Source organism: Synechococcus sp. NOUM97013 (assembly GCF_014279815.1).
Taxonomy (GTDB): domain Bacteria; phylum Cyanobacteriota; class Cyanobacteriia; order PCC-6307; family Cyanobiaceae; genus Synechococcus_C.
This window is the reverse complement of sequence record NZ_CP047941.1, coordinates 387,747-404,923: the sequence shown is the minus strand read 5'-3', so window position 1 is coordinate 404,923 and position 17,177 is coordinate 387,747. Positions and strand designations below refer to the sequence as shown.

The following is a 17,177-nucleotide window of genomic DNA, read 5'->3' as shown; positions in this document are numbered from 1 at the left end:
CCACCCCGGCTAGCGTCTTCAAATGCCCATACCGCCGCCGCCTCCCCCACCAACTGTTGAGATTCGGAGAGCGGAACAGAGCCAGGGTGATGCGGTGCGCATCGGTGGCATCACCACCGAAGGAACCTGGATCTGGATCGGTGGCGACCGGCGATCCCCTCGTCAGCTTTGGATTCCCCTCGACATCCTCACGGGGAGACTGGGATTTCAACGGGTTCAGGAGCGAGCGGGCGAAGCGCTCGAGTGGTTCGGAGAGCGACGGCTGCTGGCATCACTGCCGACGCGCACCCTTGACGATGAAGTCGCAGTAGATGCCGCCCCCTGGTTCAGAGCTCTGAAGGTGGGCAGCAGCAGAAGCGGCAAGGTGTTGTCGCTCACACTCTCCTCCCCGCGCGTGCTCGCACTGCGTCAGGGCAAGGGCAGCACAGCGGGACGCCTGGTGCTGGACCTGAGCGGCCCAGCGCTGATGCAACGCAGGGATGACGATCTGCTGCTTGGGGTGAGAACCACCCCCGCACAGAACGCACAGCTGAAGCAAATCGGACTGACCGCGCAACGCCAATCTCAAGCGTTGGTGTTGAAGGGCAAGGGCGAACAGCCCACGCTCACGCTGGCGGGGCCTTGGCGAATCGTGATCGATGGCCTGAACCCGACGCGGAGTCCAGGCCGTGTGGCCCCAGGCAATGGATTGCAGGCGGCATTGATGAGCCCAGCGATCAAGGCCGCACAAGCGCAGGGACTGGTGCTCGATGTCCGAACCGTGCGCGTGGGTGTCAAACCGCTGCTCGTTTACCGCGCCGGCACCCCCTTCGACAGCGACAGCCTCAGCCTGCGTCCGCTCCCAGCCCGGGGATCCCAGACAGGACTTCGGTATCTGACGCAATTGGCGCAGCAAGAACGCGCGCTCACTGCCGTGAACGGTGGGTTTTTCAATCGCGTGCGACAACTCCCGCTCGGTGCCATTCGCATGGATGGCACCTGGATCTCAGGCCCGATTCTCAATCGCGGCGCGATCGGCTGGTCCATCGGCCAGCCCCTGCTCTTCGACCGCTTGCGACTGGATCAGACCCTTCAGGTCGCTGGCGGACGTCGCTGGGGGCTCGGCCATCTGAACAGCGGTTATGTGCAGCGGGGCCTGAGTCGTTACACACGTGCCTGGGGGCCTGTCTACAAAGCACTCAGCGGCGAAGAGAAAGCGATCTCGATTCGTGCCGGGAAAGTCATCGGCCAGCACGATCGCGCGGCACTGGTGCGCGGAGTCCCTCTTGCAGCCGGCAGCTCCTTGATCGTGTCCCGTGCAGGGGCCCCACTCCCAGCCAAGCCAGGCGATCAGGTCAGCATCAACCTGCGCCCTTCAAGCCCAGTCGGCCAACAACCGCAGGTTCTGGCGGGAGGCCCTTTGCTTTTGAAGGGGGGCCGGATGGTGCTTCAAGGACGCCAGGAAGGCTTCAGTCAGGCGTTCCTTTCCCAGTCAGCCCCGCGAACCGTTGTGGGGCAGGACGACAAGCGCGTGTGGCTGTTCACGCTGCGGGGACGTTCCGGCAGCGACCCAACGCTGCTGGAGACCACGCTGGCCCTCCAACAGCTGGGCATCAGCGACGCCCTCAATCTCGATGGCGGCAGCTCCACCACCTTGGTGGCGGCCAATCACACCCTGATGACCGGTCGCGGCGTCACACCCCGCGTTCAGAACGGTCTTGGCTTTGTCAGCCCATGACCGGGATGCTGCGAAACTGGAAAACCCGTCGTGCCGCAGACCATGGCAGCCATGCTGCAGATCACCGCAACAGCCGCCGCTGAATTGGGCCGCCAGGCCGCTGTTGCTGGCACCCCAGGTCTGATGCACCTCGATCTGACCAAGGGTCATTGCGAGCAGAACGTGATTCGCCTGCAGCCAGGACATCTTGCCGGCACTCCCGTCGCACGCGCTGACGGGGTGACGCTGCACGCACCCCAAGCGCAGCTCAAGTTGCTTGAAGGGTTGACCCTCGACTACCGGAGCGACATCAGCGGGGGCGGTTTTCTGATTCTCAGCAACGATCAAGTGCGCTGCTGTGCCTGCGGAAGCGCCTTCAGTCGGATCTGAAAAGACCAGGGAAGGCGACCCGGTATGGTGATGGATTGTCGAACCAGGTCGGATCTCCGGCCGCCACGCGACCGTCGATGCCAACCATCCAGCAACTGATCCGCACTGAGCGCCAGAGCTCCAAGGCGAAAACCAAGTCTCCCGCCCTGAAGGCCTGTCCCGAGCGCCGTGGCGTGTGCACCCGCGTGTACACCTCCACACCCAAAAAGCCCAACTCGGCCCTTCGCAAGGTGGCCCGTGTGCGCCTCACCTCCGGATTTGAGGTGACCGCCTACATCGGCGGCATTGGTCACAACCTGCAGGAGCACTCGGTTGTGCTGATCCGCGGCGGTCGTGTCAAGGATCTGCCCGGTGTGCGCTACCACATCATTCGCGGAACGCTTGATACCGCTGGCGTGAAGGACCGTCGCCAGTCCCGTTCGAAGTACGGCGCCAAGGCTCCTAAGGAGTGATGCAGCGCGGTCCGATTCCGGGCCGTCCCGTACCCGTCACCCTCAAATCTCTGTTCTTTATCCCGATCTGACAGTCCATGTCACGCCGTAACGCCGCCGTCAAGCGCCCGGTTCTTCCCGATCCTCAGTTCAACAACCGCCTCGCCACCATGCTGGTGGCCCGGTTGATGAAGCACGGTAAGAAGTCGACCGCACAGCGGATCCTTTCTGATGCGTTCAGCCTGATTGGCGAGCGGACCGGCGGTGACCCCATCGAACTGTTCGAAACCGCTGTCAAGAACGCCACCCCTTTGGTTGAAGTGCGTGCACGCCGCGTCGGTGGTGCGACCTATCAGGTCCCCATGGAAGTGCGCCAGGAGCGCGGCACTGCGATGGCGCTGCGTTGGCTGGTGAGCTTCTCCCGTGCGCGTAACGGCCGAAGCATGGCCCAGAAACTGGCTGGTGAACTGATGGATGCTGCCAACGAGGCCGGCAGCGCCGTTCGCAAGCGCGAAGAAACTCACAAGATGGCCGAAGCCAACAAAGCTTTCGCCCACTACCGCTACTGATCCTCTCGGAGTCAGTCATCAACACGAATGTTCATGGCTGACCTGTAGAGTCTCACCCGCCTTTTAACGCCTCACCCCCGGAGAACTCCTGTGGCCCGCGACTTCCCCCTGGAACGCGTCAGAAATATCGGTATCGCCGCGCATATTGATGCTGGCAAAACCACCACGACAGAACGAATCCTGTTCTATTCGGGTGTGGTTCACAAGATCGGCGAGGTGCATGACGGCGCCGCAGTGACCGACTGGATGGCCCAGGAACGTGAGCGTGGCATCACCATCACAGCTGCTGCAATTTCCACCAGTTGGAAAGATCACCGCATCAACATCATCGACACGCCTGGGCACGTCGACTTCACCATTGAGGTGGAGCGCTCCATGCGTGTGCTCGATGGCGTGATCGCAGTGTTCTGTGCTGTGGGTGGTGTCCAACCCCAGTCGGAAACTGTCTGGAGGCAAGCCGATCGGTACTCGGTGCCTCGAATGGTGTTCGTGAACAAGATGGACCGCACGGGTGCGGACTTCCTCAAGGTTCACGGCCAGATCAAGGATCGCCTGAAGGCCAACGCAGCACCAATCCAGCTCCCCATCGGGGCTGAGGGTGAACTCAGCGGCATCATCGACCTCGTTGAGAACAAGGCCCACATCTACAAGGATGACCTTGGGCAGGACATCGAAGTGACCGATGTTCCTGACGACATGAAGGATCAGGTTGAGGAATGGCGCAACTTCCTGATGGAAGCCGTCGCCGAAACCGATGAGGCCCTGATCGAGAAGTTCCTGGAATCTGGCGAACTCAGCACTGAAGAACTGAAGAAAGGCATCCGTGAAGGCGTGTTGAAGCACGGCCTTGTGCCTGTTCTCTGCGGTTCAGCCTTTAAGAACAAAGGCGTTCAGCTGGTTCTCGATGCCGTTGTCGATTACCTGCCTGCACCGATCGACGTTCCCCCCATTCAAGGCGTGCTGCCTGATGGAAAGGAAGCCGTCCGTCCATCTGACGACAACGCACCCTTCAGCGCACTGGCCTTCAAGGTCATGGCTGACCCCTACGGCAAGCTCACTTTCGTCCGGATGTATTCCGGTGTGCTTCAGAAGGGCAGCTACGTGCTCAACTCAACCAAGGGTGAGAAAGAGCGCATCTCCCGCCTCGTGGTGCTCAAGGCTGATGACCGCGAAGAAGTTGATGCCCTGCGCGCCGGCGATCTTGGCGCCGTGCTCGGACTGAAGAACACCACCACAGGTGACACCCTGTGTTCCTCTGACGATCCGATCGTCCTGGAGACCCTGTTCATCCCAGAGCCTGTGATCTCCGTGGCTGTTGAGCCCAAGACCAAGGGCGATATGGAGAAGCTCTCCAAAGCGCTGGTTGCACTGGCTGAGGAAGATCCCACCTTCCGCGTCAACACGGATGCGGAAACTGGTCAGACCGTGATCGCCGGAATGGGCGAGCTCCACCTGGAGATTCTGGTGGACCGCATGCTGCGGGAATTCAAGGTGGAAGCCAACATCGGCGCTCCTCAGGTGTCCTATCGCGAAACCATCCGCAGCTCTTCTGGTGGTGAAGGCAAGTTCTCCCGTCAGACCGGTGGTAAGGGTCAGTACGGTCACGTTGTGATCGAAATGGAGCCCGGCGAGCCTGAATCCGGCTTCGAATTCGTCAACAAGATTGTCGGCGGCGTGGTCCCCAAGGAATTCATCAAGCCCTCTGAAATGGGCATGAAGGAAACCTGCGAGTCCGGCGTGATTGCCGGATTCCCCATGATCGACGTGAAAGTCACCATGGTCGACGGTTCATACCACGATGTGGACTCGTCGGAGATGGCGTTCAAGATCGCCGGCTCCATGGCTTTCAAAGATGCGGTCAAGAAGTGCAATCCTGTGCTTCTTGAACCGATGATGAAAGTCGAGGTCGAGGTCCCCGAGGATTTTCTCGGCTCGATCATCGGTGACCTGTCCTCCCGTCGAGGACAGGTTGAAGGTCAGGCAATTGACGATGGCACGTCGAAAGTCTCGGCCAAGGTGCCCCTGGCCGAGATGTTCGGCTACGCCACCGAGCTCCGATCCATGACCCAGGGTCGGGGTATTTTCTCGATGGAATTCAGCCACTATGAGGATGTTCCTCGCAATGTGGCCGAGGCCATCATCTCCAAGAATCAGGGCAATTCCTGATCTCTAAACACCCTTAATTCACCCCTCGATTCTTTACACAAATGGCACGCGAGAAGTTCGAAAGGAACAAGCCCCACGTCAACATCGGCACCATCGGCCACGTTGACCACGGCAAGACCACCCTCACCGCTGCGATCACCAACGTGCTCGCCAAGAAGGGTCAGGCTGAAGTTCAGAACTACGCCGACATCGACGGCGCTCCTGAAGAGCGCGAGCGCGGGATCACCATCAACACTGCTCACGTTGAGTACGAGACCGAGACTCGTCACTACGCCCACGTGGACTGCCCTGGCCACGCGGACTATGTGAAGAACATGATCACCGGTGCTGCTCAGATGGATGGCGCCATCCTGGTGTGTGCCGCCACCGACGGCCCGATGGCCCAGACCAAGGAGCACATCCTGCTGGCCAAGCAGGTGGGCGTTCCCGCTCTGGTTGTTGCACTGAACAAGTGCGACATGGTCGATGACGAAGAAATCATCGAACTGGTGGAGATGGAGATCCGCGAACTTCTCTCCAGCTACGACTTCCCCGGCGACGACATCCCCGTGGTTCAGGTCTCCGGCCTGAAGGCCATCGAAGGCGAGGCTGAGTGGGAAGCCAAGATCGAAGAACTGATGGCGGCTGTTGACTCCAGCATTCCTGAGCCTGAGCGCGAAGTCGACAAGCCCTTCCTGATGGCTGTGGAAGACGTCTTCTCCATCACCGGTCGCGGCACCGTGGCCACCGGCCGTATCGAGCGCGGCATCGTCAAGGTCGGCGAAGAGATCGAAATCGTCGGCATCAAGGACACCCGCAAGACCACCGTCACCGGTGTGGAAATGTTCCGCAAGCTGCTCGATGAGGGCATGGCTGGCGACAACGTTGGTCTGCTGCTGCGCGGCATTCAGAAGGAAGACATCGAGCGCGGCATGGTGCTCGTGAAGCCCGGTTCCATCACCCCTCACACCAAGTTCGAGGGTCAGGTGTACGTGCTCAAGAAAGAAGAAGGCGGCCGCCACACTCCCTTCTTCGCTGGCTACCGCCCGCAGTTCTACATCCGTACAACGGACGTGACCGGCCAAATCACCGCCTTCACCGCGGAAGACGGTTCCAACGTGGAAATGGTGATGCCTGGTGACAACATCCAGATGACCGGTGAGCTGATCTGCCCCGTCGCCATCGAGCAAGGCATGCGCTTCGCTATCCGCGAAGGCGGCCGCACCATCGGTGCTGGCGTGGTCTCCAAGATCATCGAGTGATCTGAGTCCCAGATCTCTGGGGATGGTCCGGTTCCGACCGGGCCATCCTTTACTATTTTTCGATCGAGTCGAACTGTCTAATTGACGTTCGATCTGCACCTCGACAATCCACCTTTCGTCATCTCCCTCGGAGATTTCTAAGCGCTTCATGTCCACTGCCATCGCTCAGCAGAAGATCCGCATCCGCCTCAAGGCGTTTGACCGCCGCATGCTGGATCTGTCCTGCGACAAAATCATTGAAACGGCTGACAACACAGCAGCGACTGCTATCGGCCCGATCCCCCTTCCCACGAAGCGAAAGATCTACTGCGTGCTGCGCTCTCCTCACGTCGACAAGGACTCCCGTGAGCACTTCGAGACGCGCACCCACCGCCGCATCATCGACATCTACAGCCCGTCTGCCAAGACGATTGATGCCTTGATGAAGCTGGATCTTCCCAGTGGCGTTGACATCGAAGTGAAGCTCTGAGCCGAGCACAATGCCCCGATCAGCTGCCTAGGATTTCTCTCTTCGATTGATTCCTGCGTGGCTGATCTGTCCGTCAGAGAACTGCCTCTCTTTCCTCTGCCGGATGTCGTTCTCTTTCCAAGCGACGTTCTGCCGCTGCACATCTTCGAGTCGCGCTATCGAATGATGCTGCAGAGCGTCCTCGAAAGCGATCGACGTTTTGGCGTGGTGCGTTGGGATCCCCGCAGCCAGAGCATGGCCCCGATTGGCTGCTGCGCGGAAGTGATTCAACACCAGACCGGCGAGGACGGCCGAAGCAACATCATCACGCTTGGCCAACAGCGGTTCAGGGTGTTGAACGTGACCCGAGAAACACCCTTCCGAAGTGCCATGGTCAGCTGGATCGAAGACGATCCGGAAGACAACATCGATGCTTTGCACACGCTCACCGAATCGGTGACTACAGCCCTGCGTGATGTGGTCGAGCTCACAGGCAAGCTCACTGACTCTCCCACCGAACTGCCGGAAGACCTTCCTGATTTACCTCGGGAATTGTCGTTCTGGATCGGTGCACATCTCGGTGGCCCCGTGGCCGATCAACAACAGGAACTGCTGGAACTCACTTGCACCCGCACCAGGCTCGAACAGGAGTTCGAAATGCTCGATGAAACGCGGCGTCAGCTCGCGGCTCGCACGGTGCTGCGCGACACCCTTTCCTCCGCCGATTCCGGCAACGACGGTTGATGTCTTTCCCCACTTTCCTTGCCCCAACAGCCGTTGGGATCGCTGCTGCTGCCGGCATTTACGCACTCTGGACGCGCCGCAATCGGGCTTACCACTCCAGCGAAAGCGTGGCCTCCGCCTACGACGCCTGGACCGACGATCGATTGCTGGAAACCCTCTGGGGTGAGCATGTCCATCTCGGGCATTACGGCAATCCCCCGAGGCATCGCGATTTCAGGCGAGCCAAGGCTGATTTCGTGCATGAACTCGTGCACTGGAGTGGATTGGATCGGCTGCCACCGGGTTCCAAGGTGGTGGACGTGGGCTGTGGCATCGGCGGCAGCGCCAGAATCCTGGCTCGCGATTACGGCTTTGACGTCCTCGGCATCAGCATCAGCCCGGCCCAAATTCGACGTGCAACTGAATTGACACCGGAGGGGCTGTCCTGCCGCTTCGCCGTGATGGATGCGCTGGACCTGAACCTCGCCGATGGTGAATTCGATGGCGTGTGGAGTGTTGAAGCCGGTCCTCACATGCCAGACAAACAGCGGTTCGCCGATGAGTTGCTGAGAGTGCTCAGGCCCGGAGGGGCGCTGGCGGTCGCCGACTGGAATCGCCGCGACCCCCGCGACGGTGCCCTTGATGCACGGGAACGGTGGGTCATGCATCAGTTGCTGACCCAATGGGCCCATCCTGAATTTGCCAGCATCCCCGGGTTCCAGCACAACCTGGAGTGCAGTGATCAACGTCGCGGCCTGATCGACACCAGCGACTGGACGGAAGCCACGCTGCCATCCTGGAACGATTCCATCTATGAAGGTCTACGCCGACCGGCGGCGGTGCTCAGACTCGGACCATCCGCCGTGCTTCAGGGATTGCGCGAAACACCGACCCTGATGCTGATGCGCTGGGCTTTTGCGCGCGGGATGATGCAGTTCGGGGTATTCCGGCTCAGTTCTGATCAATTGAGTTCAGAGCTGGGGTAGGCACCAAAGTCCGCCAGATGTTCACAGAGAGGTTCAAGACGGCTCGCCAATTCGGTCAGCGCCGCTGCTGAGTTCTGGACAGGAAGTTCCACATCAACAAAAAACACGTACTCACCAAGTTCACGCTTGGAAGGACGCGATTCGATCCGGCTCATGTTGAGCCCTAAACCAGCGATCCCCTGGAGAGCCTCGATGAGGGCACCCGGTGCATTCCGATGCAAGGAGAATGCCAAGCTCGCCACTTGTCCTTCCCGCAGAGGTTCTCCTCGATAGAGCAGCAGAAACCGTGTGCAATTGCCCGCCACATCATTGATGGGGAAGGCGAGTTCATCGAGCTCCTGTTGCTCGCCCACCGCCCGATCCGCAATGGCCGCACGAAAGCGGCTGCCCTTCACCATCCGGGCGGCTTCGGCTGTCGAAGTGGTGGGCAACTGCAGCGCCTTTGGCAGATGCGTGGCCAGCCAACCACTGCATTGCGCCAGAGCCTGTGGATGCGACAGCACTTCGCTGATGCCCTCCAGAGGGCCACTGCTCAGAAGCGCATGACGAATGGGCAAGACCAGAGCGCGGCGGATACAGAGCTCACGATGGGACCAGAGCGCATCCAGGCTGGCGGTGACCCCTCCCTCAACGGAGTTCTCAACGGGCACCACGGCAGCCTCACAGCGGCCATCCGCCACATGCTCCACCACCGAGCGCAATCCGGTGCAAGCCACCAAATCAGCCTCCCCGAGCTGCTCCAACCGCACCATGGCCCTGGCAGCCCGCTCGCCATAAGTGCCCTTTGGCCCCAAAAACGCCACCCGCATCGGCATGGATCCCTGCACTCGCATCGATAGGATCATGCCGCGTCAGCACAAGGGGCATGAGCCTGGCCTTCCGCGCCAGTCAGCATCTCGATCTGCCGGTCGCGAATCAGACGGACCGCCTGCGCCGCTATCTGCAGGAAGAGGAGCGCGTGATCAAGGCCTTGCTGGACCCCCAGCAACTGGAAGCGACCGGTCCCTCCCGGTATCGCTACACCGTGACGACCCTGCAGGTGTTTCAACTTCAGGTCGCACCTGTTGTCTCACTGAAAACCGTGTGCGGAGACGGATCGATTTCCATTCAGGCCACAGACGCCACATTGCAGGGGTTGGGCCTGGTGGATGATTTTCAGCTGAGTCTGGAAGCGCTGCTGGAGGTCAGCGATCAGGGCTTGCAGGGCGAAGCGCGACTGGGCGTCACGGTGAGCCAGCCACCGCTGCTGAAGCTGATTCCCAAGCGTGTCTTGGAGAGCACCGGTGAATCAATCCTCAACGGCATCCTGGTGACGATCAAGGGCCGGGTGGGCCGGCAACTGGTGCGAGATTTTCAAGACTGGTGCGCCCAATCCCCGCATCAAGAGGTGGGGCTGAACGAAGCCCGGTCATGAAGCCGACAAAACTTTGGTGAGAAAGCTTTGACGATGCATCGGCGTCGGCCCTGATTCGAGCAGCGCTGCACGATGGCGAGCCGTGCCATAACCGGCATGACATTCCAGCCCATAGCCGGGAAAACGCAGCGCCATGCGGCGGATCAGGGCATCGCGCGCTTCCTTGGCCAGCACACTGGCTGCCGCGATCGAGGCTTCCTTGCTGTCTCCTCGGACAATGGTGCGCTGTTCACCGGCCCAGAGACGCAGAGGAAGAACACCGTCAACCAGCACCAGATCCGGAGTGTTCGGAAGGCGTTGAAGGGCCCGCAACATCGCCAACTCCGTTGCCACACGAATCCCACACGAATCCACCTCCCGCGCTGATCCTTGACCGAGGGCCCAAACCATGGCTCGGGACTCGATTTCCGGAACCAGGGCCGCACGTCGTTTTGGAGACAGCGCTTTGCTGTCGGTCAACCCAAGATCAGAGAGTGCGTCGGCGGCTTCAGGGGTGAGGCAGACCGCCCCGGCAAAGACGGGGCCGAACCAACACCCACGACCAACCTCATCAACACCGACGATCACTCCACTGCGGCCGAAGAGCGACGGCGGCGGCGACCGGGACGTGCTTCAGCCGCTGGCATCTCAGGCTCTGTAACGGCCACGGAGACAGGTTCCTGTGCCGCAACAGCAGCCGGGGTGGGCTCTGGTGCCACCACGGCTGTCGGCTCTGGTGGCAGCTCGATGAGCGGGGCCACCTCCAAGGGTGTGATCTCCACCAACAACGGCTTGTCGTCCGCGCGGGAGGCTGAGGGTTCTGGCGCTGGCGTAGGCGATGCAGAACCGCTGCGCGCAACGCCTCGACCACCACGATTGCCGCGACGGCGGCGACGCCCTGAACTCGCGGCCAGTTGCTGCCGCGCTTCTTCGAGCACAGTGTCGGCATCCTCCCCAGGCCGCACAACGCGAACCATCAGGTTGTCGTTCTCTGGCGGGGGATCCAGCAGCAGCACGGGGTTCAAGCCAAGCCAGCCGTAGACCTTTTCCTGATCGTCATCCATCGGCACGGCCACCAGTTCTGGATCCTGGCGACGGTTGGCTGCTGCAGGCTCCGTCGCCTCCGATGTGGACTCGCCGGCAACCTGAGCCTCCAGCGGTGCGTCGGCAGGGCTTGTCGTTTCAGAGGCAGCTCCGGCACGTCCGCGACCGCCGCGGCGGCGGCGGCCACCGCCGGTTTCAGAAGGGGCAGAGACCTCCGCTCGGGCTGAAGCTGCCGACCGCACCAAGCCGGTGGCCGTCGCTAGAGGCTGCAGAAGATCTTTGCCGGGCAGCACAGCCACATGGCCCAGTCCGCCGCAGCTCGGGCAGGCTCGCCCGAACAGCTCATAGATGTTCTGGCCCTGACGCTTGCGCGTCAGCTCCACAAGCCCCAGTTCCGTGAGCTGAGCAATCTGGGGGCGCGCCGAATCATCACGGATAGCGGTGGTGAAGTGCTCCAGAAGCTGGAGTTGGTCCCGACGGGAATCCATGTCGATGAAGTCGACGATGATCACCCCACCGATGTTGCGCAGCTTCAGCTGCCGGCCAATCTCAGCCGCCGCCTCACAGTTGGTCCACAGAACCGTTTCGCGCGCATTGGCGGAGCGTGTGAACGATCCCGAATTGACATCGATCACCGTGAGCGCCTCGGTGGGCTCGATGATTACGTAACCGCCTGAGGGAAGATCCACCCTTGGCTTGAGCGCATCGCGGATCGCGGCGTTGACCTTGAAGTGCTCCAGCAGCTCATCGGATTCGCTGTGCGCTTCCACCGACACATTGGAGCCGTCCTGACCGAGGAAGCTGGTGACGCGATCAACCGCATCCGCCTCATCGACCACCACACGCACCAGATCAGGACCGGTGTGATCCCGAAGGATGCGGTGGATGAAATCCTCATCCCGATTGAGCAGAACTGGTGGTGATGCCGTTTCTGCCGCTTTCTGGATGGCTTCCCATTGACGAAGCAGTGACTCCAGATCGTCGATCAGCAGGTCCTCGCTGATTCCCTCAGCTTCCGTGCGGATCAGCAGGCCTGCGCCCGGTGGTTTGATCAGCACACCCAACGCACGCAAACGGTTGCGCTCCCCTTCAGCACCAATCCGGCGGGAGATGTTTACGCCCTGTCCGCTGGGTTGCAAAACGAGGTAGCGCCCGGGGAGAGCGAGATTGCCGGTCAGGCGTGGCCCCTTGGTGCCTGTGGGCTCCTTCATCACCTGCACCAGCACCTTCTGGCGAGGCTCCAGCAATTCCGTGATTCCTGCTGCCCCTTTCTTGAGACGCAGCGGACCGAGATCCGTCACGTGAATGAAGCCGTTCTTCTCGCTTTCGCCGATGTTCACGAAAGCAGCGTCAATGCCCGGCAGAACGTTCTCCACCGTGCCGAGGTAAACATCGCCGATTTGATAGCGGCCCTGCGCCACGATCAGTTCATCAACGCGATCATCAGACAGAACTGCCGCGATGCGCAGCTGCTCGGCGATGACGATTTGCTGGGGCATAAACAGGAACTGACGCAGCCCGTCAGGACAAATGCCGAATCAACGGACCATCAGGGCCGTCGAACGGAGGAAATTGAAATTGCTTCTGGAAAGGACCCGCGGGTCTCAATGGCACGGAGTGAAACACTCCTATGGTCGAACCGCTTCAGCGCTGTGACGCCGGCTAGAACGAAGGCTCAGGCCTCTCGTTCCAAACAATGAAGGGGACAAGAAGACCGGGACGCATCCATGGCTCAAGCCTCTGGAATGAAGTCCTGACCTGAATTTAACACTGCAGGAGGGTGAGCTCCATCCGCCGCACGCGTGACAGTGACAACTCAAAACCCAGGTGCTGCGCCAGCCAGATCTGCAGCTGCGCTGGCTTGAGACTGCGGCCTTGGGAATCGACGGTCGCGGTCAACTCAAGTTCGGCGGCGCAGGGCTGAGCAGCAGGATTGTCTGCGATCAGATCCACGAGGCGGAGGTTCTGGAGCAGCGCACGCATGTCACGGCGACGTGGTCGACCTTTCTTGTCGCTGTCTTCCCAGATCAGCTCCTGCTGGTTGAGCAGATCATGGATGGCCTGCTGCCATGGAGCCCCATCCTGCAAAGGCTCAGTCGGAGTGCCACAGAGCACAAAGCGCCACCGGCTGGCCTGGAGCTGCTGCGAAAGCTTGGGCGACGACACCGGCACCTCTTGGGCCTCCAGCAGGCACAGTCCCGGGGGCAGTGCTTTTTGCCAACACTCCATCACCTCGGAAGGAACCACAGGTTCAAGGAACTCCAGGTCCATCCATTCCCCTTCCGCCTCGACACCCAAAGGCAGCGCCAGGGCCAATTGCAGGCGGGGCAAGGGATGAAAGCCGCCGGTGTAGCTCACTGGTAATTCACTGCGACGCAATGCGCGTTCCAGCAATCGCACCAGGTCGAGGTGACTGAGCAGGGCCATGGCCCCGGTCTTACTGAAGCGAAAACGCAGACGGCAGACCCGTTCGCTCGGAGGGGCTTGCTGCGGAACAGCACCAGGCACCGCAGGTGGAGGCACCACCACGTTGTGGCCCAGATCAGGACCACAGACCCCACAACTGCTGCATCCTTCAAACGAGCAGTCCGGCACCACACTGGCCGCCAGAGCCTGCTGAAGATCGTCCGCAAGCCAGGACTTATCGATGCCGCTGTCAATGTGATCCCAGGGCAGAGGCTGAGCACAGAACCCTTTGAGATCCTCCAGTTCCAGAGCAGCCACGGCACCCCAGCTCCCCAGCTCCATCTCGCGATATCGCCCATCCAAACCGGCCTCTGCAATGGCACCGGTCCAGGCTTCATAGGTGCGATCCAGCGCTTCGAACCAGGCGTCCATCCCCGCACCTGCGCGCCAGGCCGCCTCGATAACGGGTGCCAGCCGTCGATCGCCGCGCCCCACGAAATCCTCCATGGCCGAGAGACGGACATCGGTGAAGTTGAAGCGCACGCCCCGCAATCGCCGTCCGGCATCCCTCAGCAACTGCTGGCGCCGGATGAATTCCGCCGTCGACACGCTGTGCCACTGAAACGGCGTATGCGGCTTCGGCGTGAAATTGCTGATGGTGATGTTGAGGCTCAGGCGCCCCAGATCCCTGCAACGCTCTTGCAACATCCGGCAGGTCTCGGCAATGCCGAGCACGTCGGCATCCGTCTCCCCCGGAAGACCGATCATGAAATAGAGCTTGACCTTGCGATAGCCGTTCTGCATCGCCGTTCGGATCCCCTGCAGCAGGTCGTCATCGGTCAACCCCTTGTTGACGATGTCGCGAAGGCGTTGCGTGCCTGCTTCGGGCGCGAAGGTCAGCCCCGCCTGGCGCGCGCCACCAAGGATGTGGGCAATGTCTTGATCAAAGCGATCCACCCGTTGGCTGGGCAGCTGCAGCGTGACATTGCGGTCCGCAAGCCTATTGCGCAGCTCAACGCCAACGGCAGGCAGGGCCAGGTAGTCACTGCAGCTGAGCGACAGCAGCGAGAAATCGCTGTAGCCGGTCTTGCGCATACCGGTCTCGACTGCCTCGATTACCGCCTCAGGCTCCACATCGCGGGCAGGGCGCGTCAGCATTCCCGGCTGACAGAACCGGCAGCCACGGGTGCAGCCGCGACGAATCTCCACCGTGAGCCGGTCATGCACCGTCTCCACATGAGGCACCAGACCCATGGCGTAATGCGGCATGGGCGTCGCCACCCGCCGCAACACCCTTTGAGGCAGTCCGGGTTCCAGGGGTTCGATGGTGACCCCGTCGGCCCCGGGCCCGTAGAGCGAGGGCACGTAGACGCCTGGCACCAAGGCGAGATCGCGAAGGAGTGCCGAGCGACTCAGACCTGCCTCCTTCCCCTCCGCCAGCACAAGCCCGATCTCGGGCAGCAGTTCCTCACCATCGCCGAGCACGATGAAATCAAAGAATGCGGCGTAGGGCTCCGGATTGCTGGTGGCCGTCGGTCCCCCAGCGAAGATCAAGGGCGGAGCCTCCGGGTCACCCAAGGGACGGTCACCACGATCGGCAGCACGGATCGGCACCCTGCAGAGATCCAGCATCTGCAGGATGTTGGTGGCACCCAACTCGTAACTGAGGCTGAAGCCCAGGATGTCGAAGGCGTTCAACGGCCAGCGACTTTCCACACCAAAGAGCGCTTGGTCACGCTCCTTTAGCCGTTGAGCCAGGTCGGCTGCAGGGAGATAGGCCCGATCACACACCTGGCCCGGAAGGGCATTGAGGATCGAATAGAGAATGATGTGCCCGAGGTTGCTGGAGCCCACCTCATAAATCTCTGGGTAGGTGAGCGCCCAGCGCACGCGTGCTCCCTGCCAGTCGCGGGGCTCCACGCCCAGTTCATGGCCCATGTAGCGGGCTGGCCGGTTGATACCGGCATCGACAAGCGCGTCGAACGCCACCGGAGCGATGGATGGGTTCAGAGCGACGGTCACGATGTGCCGACCCGGCTCCCTGCATCGTATGTAGGAGGATGCCCGCAAAACAGCGGCTTTTCCGTGGTTCAGGTCAACGGCAACTACCTCAAACTCAAGGCGGGATATCTGTTCCCTGAGATCGGCCGTCGGGTGAAAGCCTTTAGCACTGCCAACCCCGACGCGGCACTGATTCGTCTGGGCATTGGCGATGTCACCGAGCCGCTGCCGCTGGCTTGCCGTGAAGCGATGAAAGCGGCCATTGATGAGATGGGCACCGCGGAGGGCTTCCACGGCTACGGCCCTGAGCAGGGATACGGCTGGCTACGGGAAGCAATCGCCAAGCACGACTTTCAATCTCGGGGCTGCGACATCAGTGCTGAGGAGATCTTTGTCTCCGATGGCTCCAAGTGCGACAGCAGCAACATCCTCGACATCCTCGGCGAGGGCAATCGCGTCGCGGTGACCGACCCGGTGTATCCGGTGTATGTCGACAGCAATGTGATGGCCGGACGCACCGGTGATGCTGGTGATGAGGGGCGCTACGCAGGCCTGAGCTATCTACCGATCAGTGCTGACAACGGCTTCGCAGCTCAGATTCCCAACGAACCGGTCGATCTGATCTATCTCTGCTTCCCCAACAACCCCACCGGTGCGGTCGCCACACGGGAGCAGCTCAAGGCCTGGGTGGATTACGCCCGCAGCAACGATGCCCTGATTCTTTTCGATGCTGCTTACGAAGCCTTCATTCAGGATCCGAGCCTGCCCCGTTCCATCTTCGAAATCGAAGGAGCGCGGGAGTGCGCCATTGAATTCCGCTCGTTCTCCAAGAACGCCGGTTTCACAGGCACCCGTTGCGCCTTCACGGTGGTGCCCAAGGGGTTGAAGGGCAAAGCCGCCAACGGCGACTTTGTGGAACTCTGGGGACTCTGGAACCGTCGCCAAAGCACCAAATTCAACGGCGTCAGCTACATCATTCAGCGCGGTGCTGAAGCGGTGTATTCCGAAGCGGGTCAGAAGGAGGTGAAGACCCTGGTGGGCTTCTACATGGAGAACGCCGCGATCATTCGCCGTGAACTCAATGCCGCCGGTCTCACCACCTACGGCGGTGAGCATGCGCCTTACGTCTGGATCAAAACCCCTGACGGCATAGATTCCTGGGGCTTCTTCGACCACCTGCTCAACAAGGCGAATGTGGTGGGCACACCAGGGAGCGGTTTCGGTGCAGCCGGCGAAGGCTATTTCCGACTGTCGGCGTTCAACAGTCGCGAGAATGTTGACACCGCCATGGCTCGGATCAAGGCCCTCTGATCCCGCCGTGAGCTCGGTCGCTTTACATTTCAATCAGCTGAAAACCATGGCGATGGCAGTGGAGTCCCCCAGCGCAAAACCCGGTGGAGCCGCGGTTCTCGACAAAGAAACGGAGCGGGTGCGCAAGCGCTCGCCCCGCTACAAGGTGCTGCTTCACAACGACCCCGTGAACTCCATGGAATACGTGGTCACCACTCTGCGTCAGGTGGTTCCTCAGCTGAGTGAACAGGACTGCATGGCGGTGATGCTGGAAGCCCACAACACCGGGGTTGGCCTCGTGATCGTGTGCGATCTCGAGCCGGCGGAGTTCTACTGCGAAACGCTGAAGGGCAAGGGCCTGACCAGCAGCATCGAGCCGGAAAACTGATCGTT

General features: G+C 61.0%; 16 protein-coding genes. 12 read left to right on the top strand and 4 right to left on the bottom strand.

Translation table 11 applies throughout. The annotated features are described in order from the left end of the window. Nucleotides 1-22: 22 nt before the first annotated feature. The 9 genes from SynNOUM97013_RS01985 (at nt 23) to SynNOUM97013_RS01945 (ending at nt 8,650) form a co-directional block, all read left to right on the top strand. Nucleotides 23-1,717, top strand: coding sequence for a phosphodiester glycosidase family protein (locus tag SynNOUM97013_RS01985; protein ID WP_186480565.1), 1,695 nt, complete (start codon nt 23-25; stop codon nt 1,715-1,717). Between the two features lie 42 nt (nt 1,718-1,759). Then, the gene (locus SynNOUM97013_RS01980; protein WP_186481365.1) at nt 1,760-2,086 is read left to right on the top strand and encodes an AIR synthase; all 327 of its coding nucleotides are present in this window, start codon (nt 1,760-1,762) and stop codon (nt 2,084-2,086) included. Between the two features lie 77 nt (nt 2,087-2,163). Beyond that, nucleotides 2,164-2,538, top strand: coding sequence for a 30S ribosomal protein S12 (gene rpsL, locus SynNOUM97013_RS01975; RefSeq protein ID WP_186481364.1), 375 nt, complete (start codon nt 2,164-2,166; stop codon nt 2,536-2,538). Between the two features lie 77 nt (nt 2,539-2,615). Beyond that, nucleotides 2,616-3,086 (top strand): 30S ribosomal protein S7, encoded by a 471-nt coding sequence (gene rpsG, locus SynNOUM97013_RS01970; RefSeq protein ID WP_011932305.1) that lies wholly within the window; start codon nt 2,616-2,618, stop codon nt 3,084-3,086. Nucleotides 3,087-3,176: 90 nt separating this feature from the next. Next, on the top strand, nt 3,177-5,252 hold the full coding sequence (gene fusA / locus SynNOUM97013_RS01965; RefSeq protein ID WP_186480564.1) for an elongation factor G: 2,076 nt from the start codon (nt 3,177-3,179) through the stop codon (nt 5,250-5,252). A 41-nt stretch (nt 5,253-5,293) separates the two neighbouring features. Next, nucleotides 5,294-6,493: an elongation factor Tu gene (gene tuf, locus SynNOUM97013_RS01960; protein WP_006851621.1), complete on the top strand. Its 1,200-nt coding sequence runs from the start codon at nt 5,294-5,296 to the stop codon at nt 6,491-6,493. 148 nt (nt 6,494-6,641) lie between these two features. After that, nucleotides 6,642-6,962, top strand: coding sequence for a 30S ribosomal protein S10 (gene rpsJ / locus SynNOUM97013_RS01955; RefSeq protein ID WP_006042265.1), 321 nt, complete (start codon nt 6,642-6,644; stop codon nt 6,960-6,962). A 57-nt stretch (nt 6,963-7,019) separates the two neighbouring features. Then, nucleotides 7,020-7,685, top strand: coding sequence for an LON peptidase substrate-binding domain-containing protein (locus tag SynNOUM97013_RS01950; protein ID WP_186480563.1), 666 nt, complete (start codon nt 7,020-7,022; stop codon nt 7,683-7,685). Further along, the gene (locus SynNOUM97013_RS01945; RefSeq protein WP_186480562.1) at nt 7,685-8,650 is read left to right on the top strand and encodes a methyltransferase domain-containing protein; all 966 of its coding nucleotides are present in this window, start codon (nt 7,685-7,687) and stop codon (nt 8,648-8,650) included. The genes SynNOUM97013_RS01950 and SynNOUM97013_RS01945 overlap by 1 nt, the downstream gene beginning before the upstream one ends. On the opposite strand, the gene pheA is transcribed toward SynNOUM97013_RS01945, so the two are convergent. Continuing rightward, nucleotides 8,626-9,465 (bottom strand): prephenate dehydratase, encoded by an 840-nt coding sequence (gene pheA, locus SynNOUM97013_RS01940; RefSeq protein WP_186481363.1) that lies wholly within the window; start codon nt 9,463-9,465, stop codon nt 8,626-8,628. The two genes, SynNOUM97013_RS01945 and pheA, sit on opposite strands and share 25 nt — an antisense overlap. A 50-nt stretch (nt 9,466-9,515) precedes the next feature. Here pheA and SynNOUM97013_RS01935 point away from each other — a divergent pair, with 50 nt between their 5' ends. After that, nucleotides 9,516-10,064 (top strand): DUF1997 domain-containing protein, encoded by a 549-nt coding sequence (locus SynNOUM97013_RS01935; protein WP_186480561.1) that lies wholly within the window; start codon nt 9,516-9,518, stop codon nt 10,062-10,064. Here the strand turns inward: SynNOUM97013_RS01935 and SynNOUM97013_RS01930 are convergent. The 3 genes from SynNOUM97013_RS01930 to SynNOUM97013_RS01920 all read right to left on the bottom strand — a co-directional run bounded on the left by SynNOUM97013_RS01930 (nt 10,059) and on the right by SynNOUM97013_RS01920 (nt 15,431). Continuing rightward, the gene (locus tag SynNOUM97013_RS01930; protein WP_186480560.1) at nt 10,059-10,631 is read right to left on the bottom strand and encodes a ribonuclease HII; all 573 of its coding nucleotides are present in this window, start codon (nt 10,629-10,631) and stop codon (nt 10,059-10,061) included. The genes SynNOUM97013_RS01935 and SynNOUM97013_RS01930 overlap by 6 nt on opposite strands. Then, on the bottom strand, nt 10,628-12,586 hold the full coding sequence (locus SynNOUM97013_RS01925) for an Rne/Rng family ribonuclease (RefSeq protein WP_186480559.1): 1,959 nt from the start codon (nt 12,584-12,586) through the stop codon (nt 10,628-10,630). The genes SynNOUM97013_RS01930 and SynNOUM97013_RS01925 overlap by 4 nt, the downstream gene beginning before the upstream one ends. A gap of 265 nt (nt 12,587-12,851) precedes the next feature. After that, nucleotides 12,852-15,431 carry a TIGR03960 family B12-binding radical SAM protein gene (locus SynNOUM97013_RS01920; protein ID WP_255443054.1) on the bottom strand — a complete coding sequence of 860 codons (2,580 nt, stop codon included), beginning with the start codon at nt 15,429-15,431 and terminating at the stop codon, nt 12,852-12,854. A 147-nt stretch (nt 15,432-15,578) separates the two neighbouring features. On the opposite strand from SynNOUM97013_RS01920, the gene SynNOUM97013_RS01915 reads away from it, so the two are divergent. Both SynNOUM97013_RS01915 and clpS read left to right on the top strand, forming a co-directional pair. Further along, on the top strand, nt 15,579-16,805 hold the full coding sequence (locus SynNOUM97013_RS01915) for an LL-diaminopimelate aminotransferase (RefSeq protein ID WP_186480558.1): 1,227 nt from the start codon (nt 15,579-15,581) through the stop codon (nt 16,803-16,805). 46 nt (nt 16,806-16,851) lie between these two features. Then, nucleotides 16,852-17,172, top strand: a complete 321-nt coding sequence (gene clpS, locus SynNOUM97013_RS01910) for an ATP-dependent Clp protease adapter ClpS (RefSeq protein ID WP_186481361.1) — start codon at nt 16,852-16,854, stop codon at nt 17,170-17,172. Nucleotides 17,173-17,177: the final 5 nt, after the last annotated feature.